This window comes from Cytobacillus stercorigallinarum (assembly GCF_014836495.1).
Classification (GTDB): Bacteria; Bacillota; Bacilli; order Bacillales; family Cytobacillaceae; genus Cytobacillus; species Cytobacillus stercorigallinarum.
Genome location: NZ_JACSQT010000001.1, coordinates 216,199 through 229,721, shown reverse-complemented (window position 1 = coordinate 229,721; position 13,523 = coordinate 216,199). Strand labels below are relative to the sequence as shown.

Annotated in this window: 14 protein-coding genes and 2 other annotated features; of the genes, 3 read left to right on the top strand and 11 right to left on the bottom strand. The window is 37.6% G+C overall.

Going from position 1 to position 13,523, the window contains the following annotated elements; genetic code table 11:
• Positions 1-49: 49 nt before the first annotated feature.
• Positions 50-997 (top strand): ribonuclease HIII, encoded by a 948-nt coding sequence (gene rnhC, locus H9655_RS01140; protein WP_191810086.1) that lies wholly within the window; start codon positions 50-52, stop codon positions 995-997.
• A gap of 410 nt (positions 998-1,407) precedes the next feature.
• Here rnhC and pheT read toward each other — a convergent pair whose 3' ends face one another.
• The 3 genes from pheT to H9655_RS01125 form a co-directional block, all read right to left on the bottom strand.
• A complete protein-coding gene (gene pheT, locus H9655_RS01135; RefSeq protein ID WP_191810083.1) occupies positions 1,408-3,822 on the bottom strand; it encodes a phenylalanine--tRNA ligase subunit beta in 2,415 nt (804 codons plus the stop codon).
• Between the two features lie 17 nt (positions 3,823-3,839).
• The gene (gene pheS / locus H9655_RS01130) at positions 3,840-4,877 is read right to left on the bottom strand and encodes a phenylalanine--tRNA ligase subunit alpha (RefSeq protein ID WP_191810081.1); all 1,038 of its coding nucleotides are present in this window, start codon (positions 4,875-4,877) and stop codon (positions 3,840-3,842) included.
• 54 nt (positions 4,878-4,931) lie between these two features.
• Positions 4,932-5,180: a binding site (T-box leader), on the bottom strand.
• Between the two features lie 73 nt (positions 5,181-5,253).
• Positions 5,254-6,012, bottom strand: coding sequence for a TrmH family RNA methyltransferase (locus H9655_RS01125; RefSeq protein ID WP_191810079.1), 759 nt, complete (start codon positions 6,010-6,012; stop codon positions 5,254-5,256).
• Between the two features lie 127 nt (positions 6,013-6,139).
• Here H9655_RS01125 and sspI point away from each other — a divergent pair, with 127 nt between their 5' ends.
• Entirely contained in the window at positions 6,140-6,346 is a 207-nt protein-coding gene (gene sspI / locus H9655_RS01120; RefSeq protein WP_095372333.1) for a small acid-soluble spore protein SspI, read from the top strand.
• A 33-nt stretch (positions 6,347-6,379) separates the two neighbouring features.
• On the opposite strand, the gene H9655_RS01115 is transcribed toward sspI, so the two are convergent.
• Together H9655_RS01115 and dut are read right to left on the bottom strand one after the other, a co-directional pair.
• Positions 6,380-7,465: a M42 family metallopeptidase gene (locus H9655_RS01115; protein WP_191810077.1), complete on the bottom strand. Its 1,086-nt coding sequence runs from the start codon at positions 7,463-7,465 to the stop codon at positions 6,380-6,382.
• A gap of 134 nt (positions 7,466-7,599) precedes the next feature.
• Positions 7,600-8,034, bottom strand: coding sequence for a dUTP diphosphatase (gene dut, locus H9655_RS01110; protein WP_191810075.1), 435 nt, complete (start codon positions 8,032-8,034; stop codon positions 7,600-7,602).
• Between the two features lie 215 nt (positions 8,035-8,249).
• On the opposite strand from dut, the gene H9655_RS01105 reads away from it, so the two are divergent.
• Positions 8,250-8,642, top strand: coding sequence for a sigma-w pathway protein ysdB (locus tag H9655_RS01105; RefSeq protein WP_191810073.1), 393 nt, complete (start codon positions 8,250-8,252; stop codon positions 8,640-8,642).
• Positions 8,643-8,822: 180 nt separating this feature from the next.
• On the opposite strand, the gene H9655_RS01100 is transcribed toward H9655_RS01105, so the two are convergent.
• The 6 genes from H9655_RS01100 to thrS all read right to left on the bottom strand — a co-directional run bounded on the left by H9655_RS01100 (position 8,823) and on the right by thrS (position 13,492).
• On the bottom strand, positions 8,823-9,410 hold the full coding sequence (locus H9655_RS01100; protein WP_191810071.1) for a TVP38/TMEM64 family protein: 588 nt from the start codon (positions 9,408-9,410) through the stop codon (positions 8,823-8,825).
• A gap of 83 nt (positions 9,411-9,493) precedes the next feature.
• Positions 9,494-9,757, bottom strand: coding sequence for a DUF1294 domain-containing protein (locus tag H9655_RS01095; protein WP_191810069.1), 264 nt, complete (start codon positions 9,755-9,757; stop codon positions 9,494-9,496).
• Positions 9,758-9,996: 239 nt separating this feature from the next.
• Entirely contained in the window at positions 9,997-10,356 is a 360-nt protein-coding gene (rplT, locus tag H9655_RS01090) for a 50S ribosomal protein L20 (RefSeq protein ID WP_095372327.1), read from the bottom strand.
• Positions 10,357-10,381: 25 nt separating this feature from the next.
• The gene (gene rpmI, locus H9655_RS01085) at positions 10,382-10,582 is read right to left on the bottom strand and encodes a 50S ribosomal protein L35 (RefSeq protein ID WP_095372326.1); all 201 of its coding nucleotides are present in this window, start codon (positions 10,580-10,582) and stop codon (positions 10,382-10,384) included.
• A gap of 15 nt (positions 10,583-10,597) precedes the next feature.
• Positions 10,598-11,101 carry a translation initiation factor IF-3 gene (gene infC / locus H9655_RS01080; RefSeq protein ID WP_191810067.1) on the bottom strand — a complete coding sequence of 168 codons (504 nt, stop codon included), beginning with the start codon at positions 11,099-11,101 and terminating at the stop codon, positions 10,598-10,600.
• Positions 11,102-11,204: 103 nt separating this feature from the next.
• Positions 11,205-11,325: a sequence feature (ribosomal protein L20 leader region), on the bottom strand.
• 232 nt (positions 11,326-11,557) lie between these two features.
• Positions 11,558-13,492, bottom strand: coding sequence for a threonine--tRNA ligase (thrS, locus tag H9655_RS01075; RefSeq protein ID WP_191810065.1), 1,935 nt, complete (start codon positions 13,490-13,492; stop codon positions 11,558-11,560).
• Positions 13,493-13,523: the final 31 nt, after the last annotated feature.

The window sequence follows — 13,523 nt, the reverse complement described above, 5'->3', positions numbered from 1 at the left end:
GTCAAAGCTTGTCAAAAAGACAGAGGAATTGTCAAAATAGGAGGAATCAATGATGAGCCAAATTGTATTAAAAAAATCAACAGCAGAACTGCAACAAATGAAAACACATTACCAAGCTCTACTATCACCGAAACAGCCTCCCGGTAGTATTTTTACTGCTAAAACAAACAACTGTACAATAACTGCCTACAAATCAGGTAAAGTATTGTTTCAGGGAGCTGGCTGTCAATCGGAAGCAGATAAATGGGGTGGCTCTAGTAGTGCAGTCGCACCGAAAAAGAAAGCAAGCGCGCCGAAAGGATCTAAATTACCGGATCGTTTTGCATCCTTATCCGTTGTTGGCTCAGATGAAGTTGGGACAGGAGATTATTTTGGACCAATGACAGTGGTAGCTGCTTATGTAAGTGCAACGAATATCCCGCTATTAAAAGAGCTGGGCGTGCAAGATTCTAAGAATTTAAACGATCAAAGAATTATCCAAATCGCTAAGCAAATTAAAGAAGTCATTCCCTTTAGTTTACTTACACTTCATAATGAAAAATATAACAACATGCAACAAAAAGGAATGTCTCAAGGCAAGCTAAAAGCCCTCCTTCATAACCAAGCTATTAATAGTGTGCTTGGAAAAATGTCACCGGAGAAACCAGACGCTGTCTTGATCGATCAATTTGCTCAAGAAGGAGTCTATTATAATTATTTAAAATCTCAAGCCAATATCCAAAGAGAAAATGTATATTTCAGTACGAAAGGTGAATCTGTCCATCTCGCTGTCGCAGCTGCATCGATTCTTGCGCGCTATGCGTTTCTCCTTCGTTTCGAGGAATTAAGTAAAAAAGCTGGCTTCCCACTAACAAAAGGTGCCGGCCCTAAGGTAGACGAATGCGGAGCGAAATTAATACATATACATGGTGAAGATTCTCTAAAGTACTTTGTGAAACTTCATTTTGCTAACACCGAAAAAGCAAAGGCTCTTTATAGAAAAAAGTATAAAGCTTAAGGCAATAGGGTGAGGTTGGGACATAAGTATGCTAGCTAATGATTTATCCGAATGATTAGGAGTTCTAGCATCTAATCATTCGGTTTTTTGTTGATTTGAACCCTTATATGAAAAGAATAGTGAAATGGAGTAGAAGACACTCGACTCCTGCGGGAATAGAGGGAAAGCAAGTGACTGTAGCGCTATGGAACGGACTTTTTTTCAAATGATATTTTAAGATCAATTTGTTATTGTTCTTTTTTGAGGTTAGCTCATTTAGTTATGTCTCAGCCTTTTTTGAGACCTGTGATTCTTCCTTTTGCCCCCACTCTCTCACGCTTATTTCTATAGCGAAGTTCCCCTTTTACCTAAACTGTGCAAAAAAAGTGATACTACCGCAAAATAACGGTGAGTATCACTTTTATGATTATTTATCCGCGAAGGACAGCACCAGCTTTTTCTTCTAATGCTTTTAATACTTTGTCATGTGTTTTTACTACTTCTTCATCTGTTAATGTCCGTTCTGGATCAAAATATTTAAGTGAGTAGGCAATGGATTTTTTACCTTCTTCCATTCGATCGCCTTCATATAAATCAAATACATGAACGTCTTTTAATAATTTACCGCCTGCTTCACGAATGACAGTGCTTAATGCTTGAGCCGTTGTTGTTTGATCGACCACTAAAGCAATATCTCTCGTAATAGATGGGTAACGAGGAATAGCTTCATAGCGTAATGGATTCATTTCAGCATGTAGTAATTTCTCTAATGATAGTTCAAAAACATACGTTTCTTTTAAGTCTAATTCTTTTTCAACATTTGGATGAACTTGACCAATAAACCCGATACTCGTTTCATTTAAGAATACTTCTGCTGAGCGACCTGGATGTAGACCGTCTTTCTCCAATTTGGCAAACGTGATTTGCTCTAACAAGCCAAGCTTACTAAATAATCCTTCTAGAATTCCTTTCAGAACAAAGAAATCAACTGGCTTTTTCTCCCCTTGCCATTGGTGTAGCTCCCATAAACCTGTTATGGCCGCAGCTAAATGTTCTTTTTCTTCAGGTAACTCATTCTTAGCTGTACTTAAGAAAACAGATCCTGTTTCATAAACAGCAGTAGCGTCAATTTGTCTCGCACTATTATACTTAAGGACTTCTAATAAATGCGGAATTAAGCTAAGACGTAACACACTACGCTCTTCACTCATCGGCATCGCAAGCTTGATTGGCTCTCTTACTTCCAAGCAATAGTTTTGCGCTTTTTCTGCACTCGTTAATGAGTAAGTGATGGCTTGATATAATCCAGCACCTTCCAAGTATTGACGAACAATACGTCGTTTCTTTTGATAAGGCGTTAGACTACCTGCTGAAGCCGTTCCACCTGGCAATGTTGAAGTAAGATTATCGTATCCGTATAGGCGACCCACTTCTTCTACAAGATCCTCTTCAATCGTAATATCACCACGTCTTGTTGGCACTGTTACTGTCATTTCATTCTCTTCAACCACTGTCGTGAATTGCAATCTTTCTAAAATGTTATTTGCTTCGCTCACTGATAACGTTGTTCCAAGGACACGATTGATTTTATCAATGGTAATGGAAATAACAGCAGGTTCTACTTTTAATGTGTCAACTTCTACTGATCCCTCTAATACTTCTCCGCCTGCATATTGCGTGAGTAATTGCGCTGCTCTTTCTGCAGCTGGACGGATACGCTGTGGATCAACACCTTTTTCATAGCGGGCACTCGCTTCACTTCTTAATCCGTGATCTTTCGAGGACTTTCTAATTGCACCGCCAGTGAAATAAGCTGATTCAAGTAGTACGGTCGTTGTTTCATTACCTACTTCTGAATTTGCTCCACCCATTACACCAGCTAAAGCAACTGGTACTTCCCCATTTGTGATAACTAGGTGATCAGTTGTTAATTCTCTCTCAGCATCATCAAGCGTAGTGATTTTTTCACCTTGGTTGGCACGGCGAACAAGAATTTCTTTCGAACCTAGGCGATCATAATCAAACGCGTGTAATGGCTGACCGTATTCAAGTAAAATATAGTTCGTAATATCAACAACATTATTATGTGGACGAATACCAGCTGCTGTTAAACGAGCTTGTAACCATAGTGGTGATGGAGCGATTTTTACATTTTTGATTACTTTAGCGACATATAAAGGATTATCATCTGCTGCTTCAACCTTTACAGTGATGTAATCAGCCGCTCTTTCAGAAACAGTCTCTACCTTTGGTTGTGGTAACTTCACATCTTTTCCTAAAATAGCAGCGACTTCATAAGCCACACCAAGCATACTTTGGCAATCTGCACGGTTAGGTGTTAACCCTAATTCTAATACTTGATCATCTCTGTGTAATTGCTCTAATGCATTGGTTCCAAGCTCTGTATCTGCTGGAAACACATAAATACCTTCACTATACTCTTTAGCGACTAGCTTACTTTCAAAACCTAGTTCTTGAAGAGAACAAATCATTCCATTCGAAGCTTCGCCACGTAATTTTGCTTTTTTAATTTTAAAATTCCCCGGTAATACTGCACCTACAGTTGCTACTGCCACCTTTTGTCCTTTATCAACATTAGGAGCCCCACAAATGATTTGCACAAGTTCACCATCACCAAGGTCTACTTGACAAATATTTAATTTATCAGCACTTGGATGTTTTTCTTTTTCAGACACATAACCGACGACAACACCTTTAATTCCTTCATCAAGTGTCTCTACACCTTCAACTTCAATCCCGCTCTTTGTGATTTTCTCTGCTAATTCTTCTGGTGTAATCCCAGATAAGTCAACATATTCTTGTAACCATTTATATGAAACGTACATTTCGTTGTCCTCCCCCTTTATTCATGAATTGAGAATTGCTTTAAGAATCTACTATCATTTGTATAGAAATGACGAATATCATCGACACCATACTTTAACATTGCGATACGCTCAGCGCCCATTCCAAAGGCAAACCCTGTATATTTTTTAGAATCAAAACCTGCCATTTCAAGTACATTTGGATGTACCATTCCTGCACCTAGAATCTCAATCCAACCGGTTTTTTTACATACATTACAGCCTTCTCCAGAACAAATCATACAAGAGATATCCATTTCTACAGATGGCTCAGTAAATGGGAAGAAACTTGGACGAAGGCGAATTTCTCTCTCTTCTCCGAACATTTTTTTCGCAAATACTTCTAGCGTACCCTTTAAGTCTGTCATACGAATATTTTCATCTATAACAAGTCCTTCAATTTGCATAAATTGATGAGAGTGAGTCGCATCATCATTATCACGACGGAATACTTTTCCTGGACAAATAATTTTCACTGGACCTTTCCCCTCATGCTTTTCCATCGTTCTAGCTTGCACAGGAGAAGTATGTGTGCGTAATAAAATATCCTCTGTAATATAGAATGAATCTTGCATATCGCGGGCAGGGTGACCTTTTGGTAAGTTCAGCGCTTCAAAATTATAATAATCCTTCTCCACTTCAGGTCCTTCCGCTACGGTATAGCCCATTCCGATAAATAAGTCTTCAATTTCTTCTACAACCCTAGTTAAAGAATGATGATTACCAGTATGTACAGGGCGACCTGGTAATGTGACATCAATCGTTTCTGCAGCAAGCTTAGCTTGAATTTGCGCTTCTTCTAATTGCACTTGTTTTGCCGTTATTCCTTGCGTAATTTGATCACGTACTTCATTTGCTAATGCACCCATTTTTGGGCGTTCCTCCGCTGAAAGCTTCCCCATTCCTTTTAATACTTCTGTGATCGGGCCTTTCTTACCTAAATAAGCAACGCGGATATCATTTAATTCTTTTAAATCCATGGCCGCAGAAACCTTCTCTAACGCTTCTCCTTGCAATTCTTTTAAACGCTCTTGCATCTTTAAATTCCTCCTTTTAATACTTTTTTGGCAAAATAAAAAACCTTATCCCATGAAAGGGACGAGGTTTGGAATCGCGGTACCACCCTTTTTAATACAACAATAACAAACATGCTGTATTCGCTTCATTTCGATAACGGCAAAAAGCCGGCGCATCTTTACATCAAAAATTTTCGATGGTCCCGATGTCTGCTCCAGAGCTGAAATTTCGAGTAAGCCGCTCATAAAAATGCTTTCAGTCACAGGCATTTTCTCCCTATATGAACAAAACATACTTTACTTTGTCTCTATCATAGCTTTTACTTATTTCATTTTGCTATTTATTATATTACATTATGAGTTGACATTCAAATTGTTCTCACGTTTTTTTTACGCATTATACATTTCGCAAATAGTATAGCAATATACCTGCTGCTACAGCTACATTTAAGGACTCACTCTTACCATATAAAGGAATATACAGATTGGCGGATGTTTGGGTAAGTAAATCTTTGTTTACACCATTCCCTTCATTACCAACGAGCAAGGCAAAATCATCCAGTGGTGCAAAGCTTTGATACTCCTTACCTCCTTCTAATGCTGTACCGTATACAGGAATATTATTTTCCTTTAATGCCGTCATCCATTCATCCAACTTGCCATGGATAATTGGTAAATGAAAATGACTGCCTTGAGCAGATCGTAAAACTTTGGGATTATACGGATCCACTGTTCCGTGACCGATGATAACCGCATCCATGCCAGCCGCATCAGCTGTACGAATCATTGTTCCTAAGTTTCCGGGATCTTGCACTTCATCTAATAGTAATAATTTCTTCGCAACAAGCGAATCGAAAGATCTTTCTTCTTCTTGATAACAGACGGCCACAATTCCTTGTGGTGTTTGTGTATCAGTTAAGTCTCCAATTACATGTGCCGGTACAATATAAACGGAACAGTCTCCTATATTCCAACTTTGTGGTATATCCTTTTCCTCACTAATAATTAACTCTTTTACACGATTTTCTTTTAATGCTTCTTCAACAAGGTGAAACCCTTCAACGATAAACGTACCTGTTATATCTCTTTCTTTCCTCTTTAGAAGCTTTTTCCACTGCTTCACCTGCGGATTTTTTGCTGATTGTATGTACTTCATTTTTTCGCTCCTTCAACATCACACGTGCCATTAATATTTCATTATACCGAAAAACTCATACATAATAAATCTTAAATGAGAAACCCTATAATCGTAACGAATTCTAACGAAGGATGTGTTTACTTTTATGAACTTAAATTTACGTAATGCCATCTTACACAATGTTTCAGGTAATTCACAAGATGAATTAAAAGATACCATTGTTGATGCGATACAAACAGGCGAAGAAAAAATGCTCCCTGGCCTTGGCGTATTATTTGAAGTCATTTGGCAAAATTCATCTGAAACTGAAAAAAAAGAAATGCTAGAAACGTTAGAAAACGGATTACAATAAGAAAAAAACAGCCTATCATCAGGCTGTTTTTTCTTATTCAAAAGTTAATTTTGCAACTGTATCACTATCTAGTCGTTTAATCACAGCTGTAATTAGTTTTACTGCGTTTTCAAAATCATCACGATGAAGAATACCTGCATGTGAATGAATATATCTTGTCGCAATTGTAATTGAGAGCGCTGGCACACCTTTATATGTTAAATGTATCGATCCTGCATCCGTGCCACCACCTGGTACAGAATCAAACTGATAAGGGATATTGAGTTCATCAGCTGTATCTGTTACAAAATCTCTTAAACCTTTATGTGACACCATAGAAGCATCATAGAGAATAATTTGAGGACCGTCACCTAATTTACTTAGCGCATCCTTTTCCGTTACGCCTGGTGTATCTCCTGGTATACCCACATCAACAGCAATGCCGATATCCGGCTCAATCATGTGTGCAGCTGTTTTGGCCCCACGTAAGCCAACCTCTTCTTGTACTGTACCTACAGCATATACTGTATTTGGATGGTTTTCATTTTTCAATCCTTCAAGTACTTTAATGGCAATCGCCAACCCAATTCTGTTGTCCCACGCTTTCGCAAGTAACATTTTCTCATTATTCATCACAGTGAATTCGAAGTATGGAACAACCATATCACCTGGTTTTACGCCCCAATCTAATGCTTCTTCTCGGCTAGAAGCACCGATATCAATAAACATATCTTTAATCTCAATTGTCTTCTTACGCGCTTCTGCTGGCAAGATATGCGGCGGTTTCGAACCAATTACACCAGTCACATCACCTTTTGTAGTGACAATTGTCACACGTTGGGCTAACATCACTTGTGACCACCAACCTCCAACTGTTTGAAACCGTAAAAAGCCTTTCTTATCAATACTTGTCACCATGAAGCCTACTTCATCTAAATGACCGGCAACCATAATCTTGGGTCCATCTGCTTGACCGACCTTTTTAGCAATCAAACTACCAAGTCCATCAGTTGATAATTCATCTGCTAACGGTTCTATGTATTTTTTCACCACTTCACGTACTTCTCGTTCGTTACCTGGAACCCCTCTTGCATCAGTTAGTTCTTTTAGCATCGTTAATGTTTCATCAAGCTTAGACATATTTCGACTCCCTTAATATATTTTAAGCCCATTATACATGGTCAGTCCCTCTTTTGTAAAAACTGAAACTACTTCTTACTGTACTTCATTTCTATAGAACTTATACATATATGTGTTAACAAGCGGTACCTAACTTATTTTCCGGAGGAACCAAACCCGCCGCTGTTTCTCTCTGATTCTGTTAACTCACTCACTTGTGCAAGTTCAACATGGAAAACTGGCGCTATCACCATTTGGGCAATTCTCATATGTTTTTCTACGTGAAAGTCTTCTTTTCCATGATTAATCAAGATGACCTTCACTTCTCCTCTATAGCCCTCATCAATCGTTCCTGGACTATTTAAAACCGTTACACTATGTTTTAAAGCTAAACCACTTCTTGGCCTTACTTGTGCTTCCGTCCCTTTTGGTAACTCCATCTGAATACCTGTGCTAATTAATGCCGACTGTCCTGATGGTATGATTACCTCTTCAATTGAAAACAAATCTAGCCCTGCGTCACCCTCATTTGCACGATAAGGCATTTTAGCATCATTGCGTATCAATTTAATGTTTAATATGTTTGTCATTGTTTATCCCTCATCTTATTTTAGAATATGTTCATCGTGTTGCATGAAATACTTACTAATGGGTATATAAACCGTAAATGTCCCTCAGGCTTTCTTTCAATTGAAAAGCCAATTATTTTTTCATAACAAAAAAATTATAACAAATTTAAACAAAGTTGAAACCTTTTTCAGTCTTATTCGTAAACACTTAAAAAATGTATAAAGGAGTATTCTTTATGTTATTGATCATTCGTCTATTACTGATCATTTTGATTATTTTGCTCATATATAGCGCCGTTAAGTATGTTACAAATCCGATGCGTAAATTAGAAAAAGCCCATAAGCAAAAAAAATACTTTTTTTATGACGACGCAAATAACGCTCAGAAAAATTTCTTTATTACTTATAAAGGGGTTATGTTTGAAGGGGAAAAATATTTAGGTACAACAGATAATTCCTTTGATGTGGTTTCAATTTTTATTTGGCCTCATCAGCCATCAGAATTACAAGGACTTGTTGGTGAGGACTTTATGTTTATCGAAGGCAAATTAAAAACCCATTATATAAATGCGAAAATCGACTGGAAGAGCCCCGTGAAAGAGCTGATGGATAAAAAGCGTAATCAATGAAGAAGAGCCCAAACTTCTAACCCCAACAAATTTTTTTGTTGGGGTTAGATTTTATTTCCCTAAATAGACAGGTAATAGATTTACTACAATTGGTATATGCCTCTTTTGCTACAATCAAAACATTCCCCTCTCTTTAGCCAATAAATAAAAAGGTCAGGATCCACGACCCTAACCTTTCATTTAAGAAACTTTTTTCACCTTCGTTGCTTTAAAAAATTCTTGCCATTTTATCACAGTCACTTTCTCTCTAATTAGATAAAGAAGAATGGATAAAGAGAGTAAGATCATCACAATCATTGTTGGTGTAAATCTACTGATAAATTCACCAAACACAGTATAAAAAATAGCTAATGGAATATTTGTTATCAAAGCACCTTTGCAGAAATCACGAAATTTCGGGTTTTTTTCTAGCAAGCAAAAGTTAAGTAAATGAAAATGGATAAATGGAATCAAACGGAGAATGGAAATTTGGCCAATGGTTAAATTACGATATTCTCCAAACCATTTCTTTTTTAAATGAGACAGTTTTTCATGAAAGGTCGGGAGCTGATAAATCAATACATAAAAAAATAAACAAGATAACATTAACCCAACTAGAGATAAGATACTACCAAATAAACTGCCAAATAAGACGCCACCGGCAATACAAACAAGTGGCACAGGGATAAAAAGGAACTGCCGCAAAATGTGAAACAAAATAAACGCAAATGGCGCGAGTATACCTGCTGTCTCAATAATCCCCTTAGCAAGAGCAAGATGTTCATTCACCTGATATACGCCCACCTTCCATGAACTACAAGATTCTTGGATGTTAGTACATCATATGGCAAGAGCAATAAAATTATGCTCACTCACTCCATTATGAAGTAAACAAGGAATATCAACTGTACTATAGCTAAAAAAGGGAGACCGTATTTAAAGGAAAAATGCTTCGTCTTATGTCTATAACGCCTCATTCCCCAAGTCATCCCTATAGCTCCAAAGAAAAGAGCAACCAGCCATAGATTCTGCTCACTAATGCGGTATTCCCCCCTTTGCGCTTTTCTTTTATCTATTTTCATCATGATTGCTGCAATACAATTCATCATCAAAAACACGATTACCATTACTAACATTACTTTTTACGCTCCTATTCTCATTTCGTTATCGCTATTATAGCTAATAAGGTAGGTAGATGGCATCTTATAAGTAGGATGCGGTATATTGTTCTAACCATTCGCTAAGGTCATCACTATGCCAATATGCTCACTTCTTTACTTTTCACCCTCTAAAAAAGGAGGATTGATTGTAGAACGGTTTATTGCCCTTCCATAACAAAAAAAGCCACCCCCGAAAGAGCGACTTTTAAACTTTCTTATTTAGAAAGGTTTTGTTTTGCAACATTTGCTAATTCTGCGAATGCATTTGCATCAGAAACAGCTAATTCTGCAAGCATTTTGCGGTTTACTTCGATACCAGCTAGTTTTAAACCGTGCATTAAACGGCTATAAGAAAGACCGTTCATACGAGCAGCTGCGTTAATACGAGTAACCCATAACTTACGGAAGTCGCGTTTTTTCTGACGACGATCACGATAAGCATAGTTGTAAGATTTCATTACTTGTTGGTTAGCAACTTTATATAATGTATGTTTAGAACCGTAATAACCTTTAGCTAATTTTAATACCTTTTTACGACGTTTGCGAGTAACTGTACCGCCTTTTACACGTGGCATAATATTTCCCTCCTAGTTTGCGAGTTTACTTAAGACCTACTAACATATTGCGGATACGCTTGAAATCACCAGTAGACACAAGAGTACCTTTACGAAGCTTACGTTTTTGTTTTTGAGATTTATTCGCGAACATATGGCTTCTGTAAGCGTGAGAACGTTTTAATTTTCCAGATCCTGTTCTTTTAAAACGCTTAGCAGAACCACGGTGTGTTTTCATTTTTGGCATGTGGAATTCCTCCTCTTACTTTTCGTTTTTAGGTGCAAGTATCATAAACATGCTTCGGCCATCCATTTTCGGATGAGATTCAACTGTTGCGACTTCAGAGCAAGCCTCTGCAAATCGAACAAGAACACGCTGTCCAATTTCCTTATGCGTAATCGCACGACCTTTAAAACGAATAGAAGCTTTTACTTTATCGCCTTTTTCAAGGAATTTGATTGCGTTACGAAGCTTTGTATTAAAGTCATGTTCCTCAATTGTTGGACTAAGACGAACTTCTTTAACACTGATAATTTTTTGATTTTTACGTGCTTCTTTCTCTTTTTTCTGTTGCTCGAACTTAAACTTACCATAGTCCATGATACGGCCTACAGGAGGCTTTGCATTCGGTGCTACAAGAACAAGATCAAGATTTACACGTGCAGCTATTTCTAGCGCTTCATTTTTAGATTTGATTCCTAGTTGCTCGCCATTTTGGTCAATAAGACGAACTTCACGGGCGCGGATACCCTCGTTTAACAACATATCTTTGCTAATAGTTAGACACCTCCATGGTTTTATATGAACACAATGTTTGGGTCACTTTTCTTAAAGAAGCTTCCAGCTGCACCGAATGATTACGTTTAAGGCAAATAAAAAAGTGCGGGTGAAGACACCCACACATTACGTACAATGTTAAAATTCACGTAAACCTGCTAACTGCCTAAAAGCGTCAATCAGGTGAGAAGCGGGTGCTTCTTCTTTACTCAAACTGTATTCAAATTACCTTAGAAACTATATCACAAAGCATAATGTTTGTCAAATGGAATTGTTTTTTCACAACATAGAAAATGATATCAAAAGTTGCGGTGTTTGGCAACAATTTTTGAATTTTTTTTGTACCCACCTTTATCCAGCTCAACAACATGCATGAAATGATGTGAAGTTAAGACACGGAAAAAGGCCCTTGGTACAATCAAACACTTTGTCTGTAATAATTTTTTATCCTCTTTGAACTTCCTTCTCAATCAATTGTTTAAATTCATTGAAGGAAATCGTTTCTGATTTTTGTTCCCCATATTTACGTACATTAACCGCCTGTTCACTTACTTCATTGTCGCCGACAACGAGCATATATGGGATTTTCTGCATTTGTGCTTCACGAATTTTATAACCCATTTTTTCATTACGATCATCAATTTCAACGCGAATTCCTGCAAGTTGTAAGTCTTCTTTTACTTTTTTCGCATAATCAAAATGGATATCATTAGAAACAGGAATAACCTGCACTTGAACAGGTGCTAGCCATGTTGGGAATGCACCTTTGTATTCTTCGATAAGGAAAGCAACAAAACGTTCCATCGTAGAAACAACACCACGATGAATAACAACAGGGCGATGCGGCTTGCCATCTTCCCCAACATAAGATAAGTCAAAACGTTCAGGAAGCAAGAAGTCTAACTGAACAGTTGATAAAGTTTCTTCTTTACCTAGCGCTGTTTTTACTTGGACATCAAGCTTAGGACCGTAGAATGCCGCCTCTCCATCTGCTTCATAGTATGGCAAACCAATTTCATCCATTGCTTCTTTTAACATTGATTGTGCTTTTTCCCACATTTGATCATCATCAAAGTATTTTTCAGTATCCTCAGGATCGCGATAAGACAGACGGAAAGAATAGTCGTTAATGTCAAAGTCTTTGTATACTTCGAGAATTAAATTGACAACGCGAATAAATTCTTCTTTAATTTGATCTGGACGAACGAATAGGTGGGCATCATTTAATGTCATACCACGCACACGTTGCAATCCTGATAATGCTCCAGACATCTCATAACGATGCATTGTACCTAATTCAGCGATACGGATTGGTAATTCTCTATAGCTATGGATGCCTTGTTTATAAATCATCATATGGTGAGGACAGTTCATTGGACGAAGAACAAGCTCCTCATTATCCATTTTCATTACAGGGAACATATCTTCTTGATAGTGATCCCAGTGTCCTGAAGTCTTGTAAAGTTCTACATTTGCCATAATTGGTGTGTATACATGGTCATAGCCTAAACGCACTTCTTTATCAACGATATAACGTTCAATATTACGACGAATAGTCGCGCCTTTTGGTAACCATAGCGGTAAACCTTGTCCAACCTTTTGCGAGTTCGTAAAGAGGCTTAATTCCTTACCAATTTTACGGTGATCACGCTCTTTTGCTTCTTCAAGCAAACGCAAGTGCTCCTTTAAGTCATCTTTCGTAAAGAATGCAGTACCATATATACGTTGTAGCATCTTATTGTCGCTATCTCCACGCCAATATGCACCAGCAATACTTAGAAGCTTAAATTCTTTAATCTTCCCTGTAGAAGGAACATGGACACCTCGACAAAGGTCAAAGAATTCACCTTGTTCATAAAGAGTAACTGTTTCGCCTTCAGGAATGGCGCCAATCAATTCAATTTTATATTCATCGCCAATTTCTTCATAGATTTTTAAAGCTTCTTCTCTGCTTACTTCTTTACGAACAATCTCAATATTTTCATTGATGATTTTCTTCATTTCTTTCTCGATTTTCGGTAGATCATCAGGTGTTAATGACTCCTCCATGTCGATATCGTAGTAGAAACCACTCTCAATAACTGGACCTACACCTAATTTAACATTTTTATATAAACGTTTAATTGCTTGTGCCATTAAGTGGGCTGAACTGTGACGCATAATTTCAAGCGCCTCATCACTGCCTTGGGTAATGATTTCCACAGCCGCATCCTCTTCAATTGGACGACGAAGGTCGAATAATTCATTATTCACTTTACCTGCTATGGCTTTCTTTTTTAAGCCAGGGCTGATTGATGATGCAATTTCTTCCGTTGTTGTTCCTTTGGAGAACTCCTTTATTGCTCCATCTGGAAACGAAACTTTAATCATTTCTGACATCATAAATTCCTCCTTGTTTTTGAAAAAATAA

Bases quoted from the DNA above. Each gene is read 5' to 3' on its own strand.
- rplT (WP_095372327.1), bottom strand. From the start codon at position 10,356: ATGCCACGTGTAAAAGGCGGTACAGTTACTCGCAAACGTCGTAAAAAG.
- thrS (WP_191810065.1), bottom strand. From the start codon at position 13,492: ATGTCAGAAATGATTAAAGTTTCGTTTCCAGATGGAGCAATAAAGGAG.
- sspI (WP_095372333.1), top strand. From the start codon at position 6,140: ATGAACTTAAATTTACGTAATGCCATCTTACACAATGTTTCAGGTAAT.
- H9655_RS01125 (WP_191810079.1), bottom strand. From the start codon at position 6,012: ATGAAGTACATACAATCAGCAAAAAATCCGCAGGTGAAGCAGTGGAAA.
- infC (WP_191810067.1), bottom strand. From the start codon at position 11,101: ATGTTGTTAAACGAGGGTATCCGCGCCCGTGAAGTTCGTCTTATTGAC.
- pheS (WP_191810081.1), bottom strand. From the start codon at position 4,877: ATGCAAGAGCGTTTAAAAGAATTGCAAGGAGAAGCGTTAGAGAAGGTT.
- pheT (WP_191810083.1), bottom strand. From the start codon at position 3,822: ATGTACGTTTCATATAAATGGTTACAAGAATATGTTGACTTATCTGGG.
- rpmI (WP_095372326.1), bottom strand. From the start codon at position 10,582: ATGCCAAAAATGAAAACACACCGTGGTTCTGCTAAGCGTTTTAAAAGA.
- rnhC (WP_191810086.1), top strand. From the start codon at position 50: ATGATGAGCCAAATTGTATTAAAAAAATCAACAGCAGAACTGCAACAA.
- H9655_RS01095 (WP_191810069.1), bottom strand. From the start codon at position 9,757: ATGTTAGTAATGGTAATCGTGTTTTTGATGATGAATTGTATTGCAGCA.
- H9655_RS01105 (WP_191810073.1), top strand. From the start codon at position 8,250: ATGTTATTGATCATTCGTCTATTACTGATCATTTTGATTATTTTGCTC.
- H9655_RS01115 (WP_191810077.1), bottom strand. From the start codon at position 7,465: ATGTCTAAGCTTGATGAAACATTAACGATGCTAAAAGAACTAACTGAT.
- dut (WP_191810075.1), bottom strand. From the start codon at position 8,034: ATGACAAACATATTAAACATTAAATTGATACGCAATGATGCTAAAATG.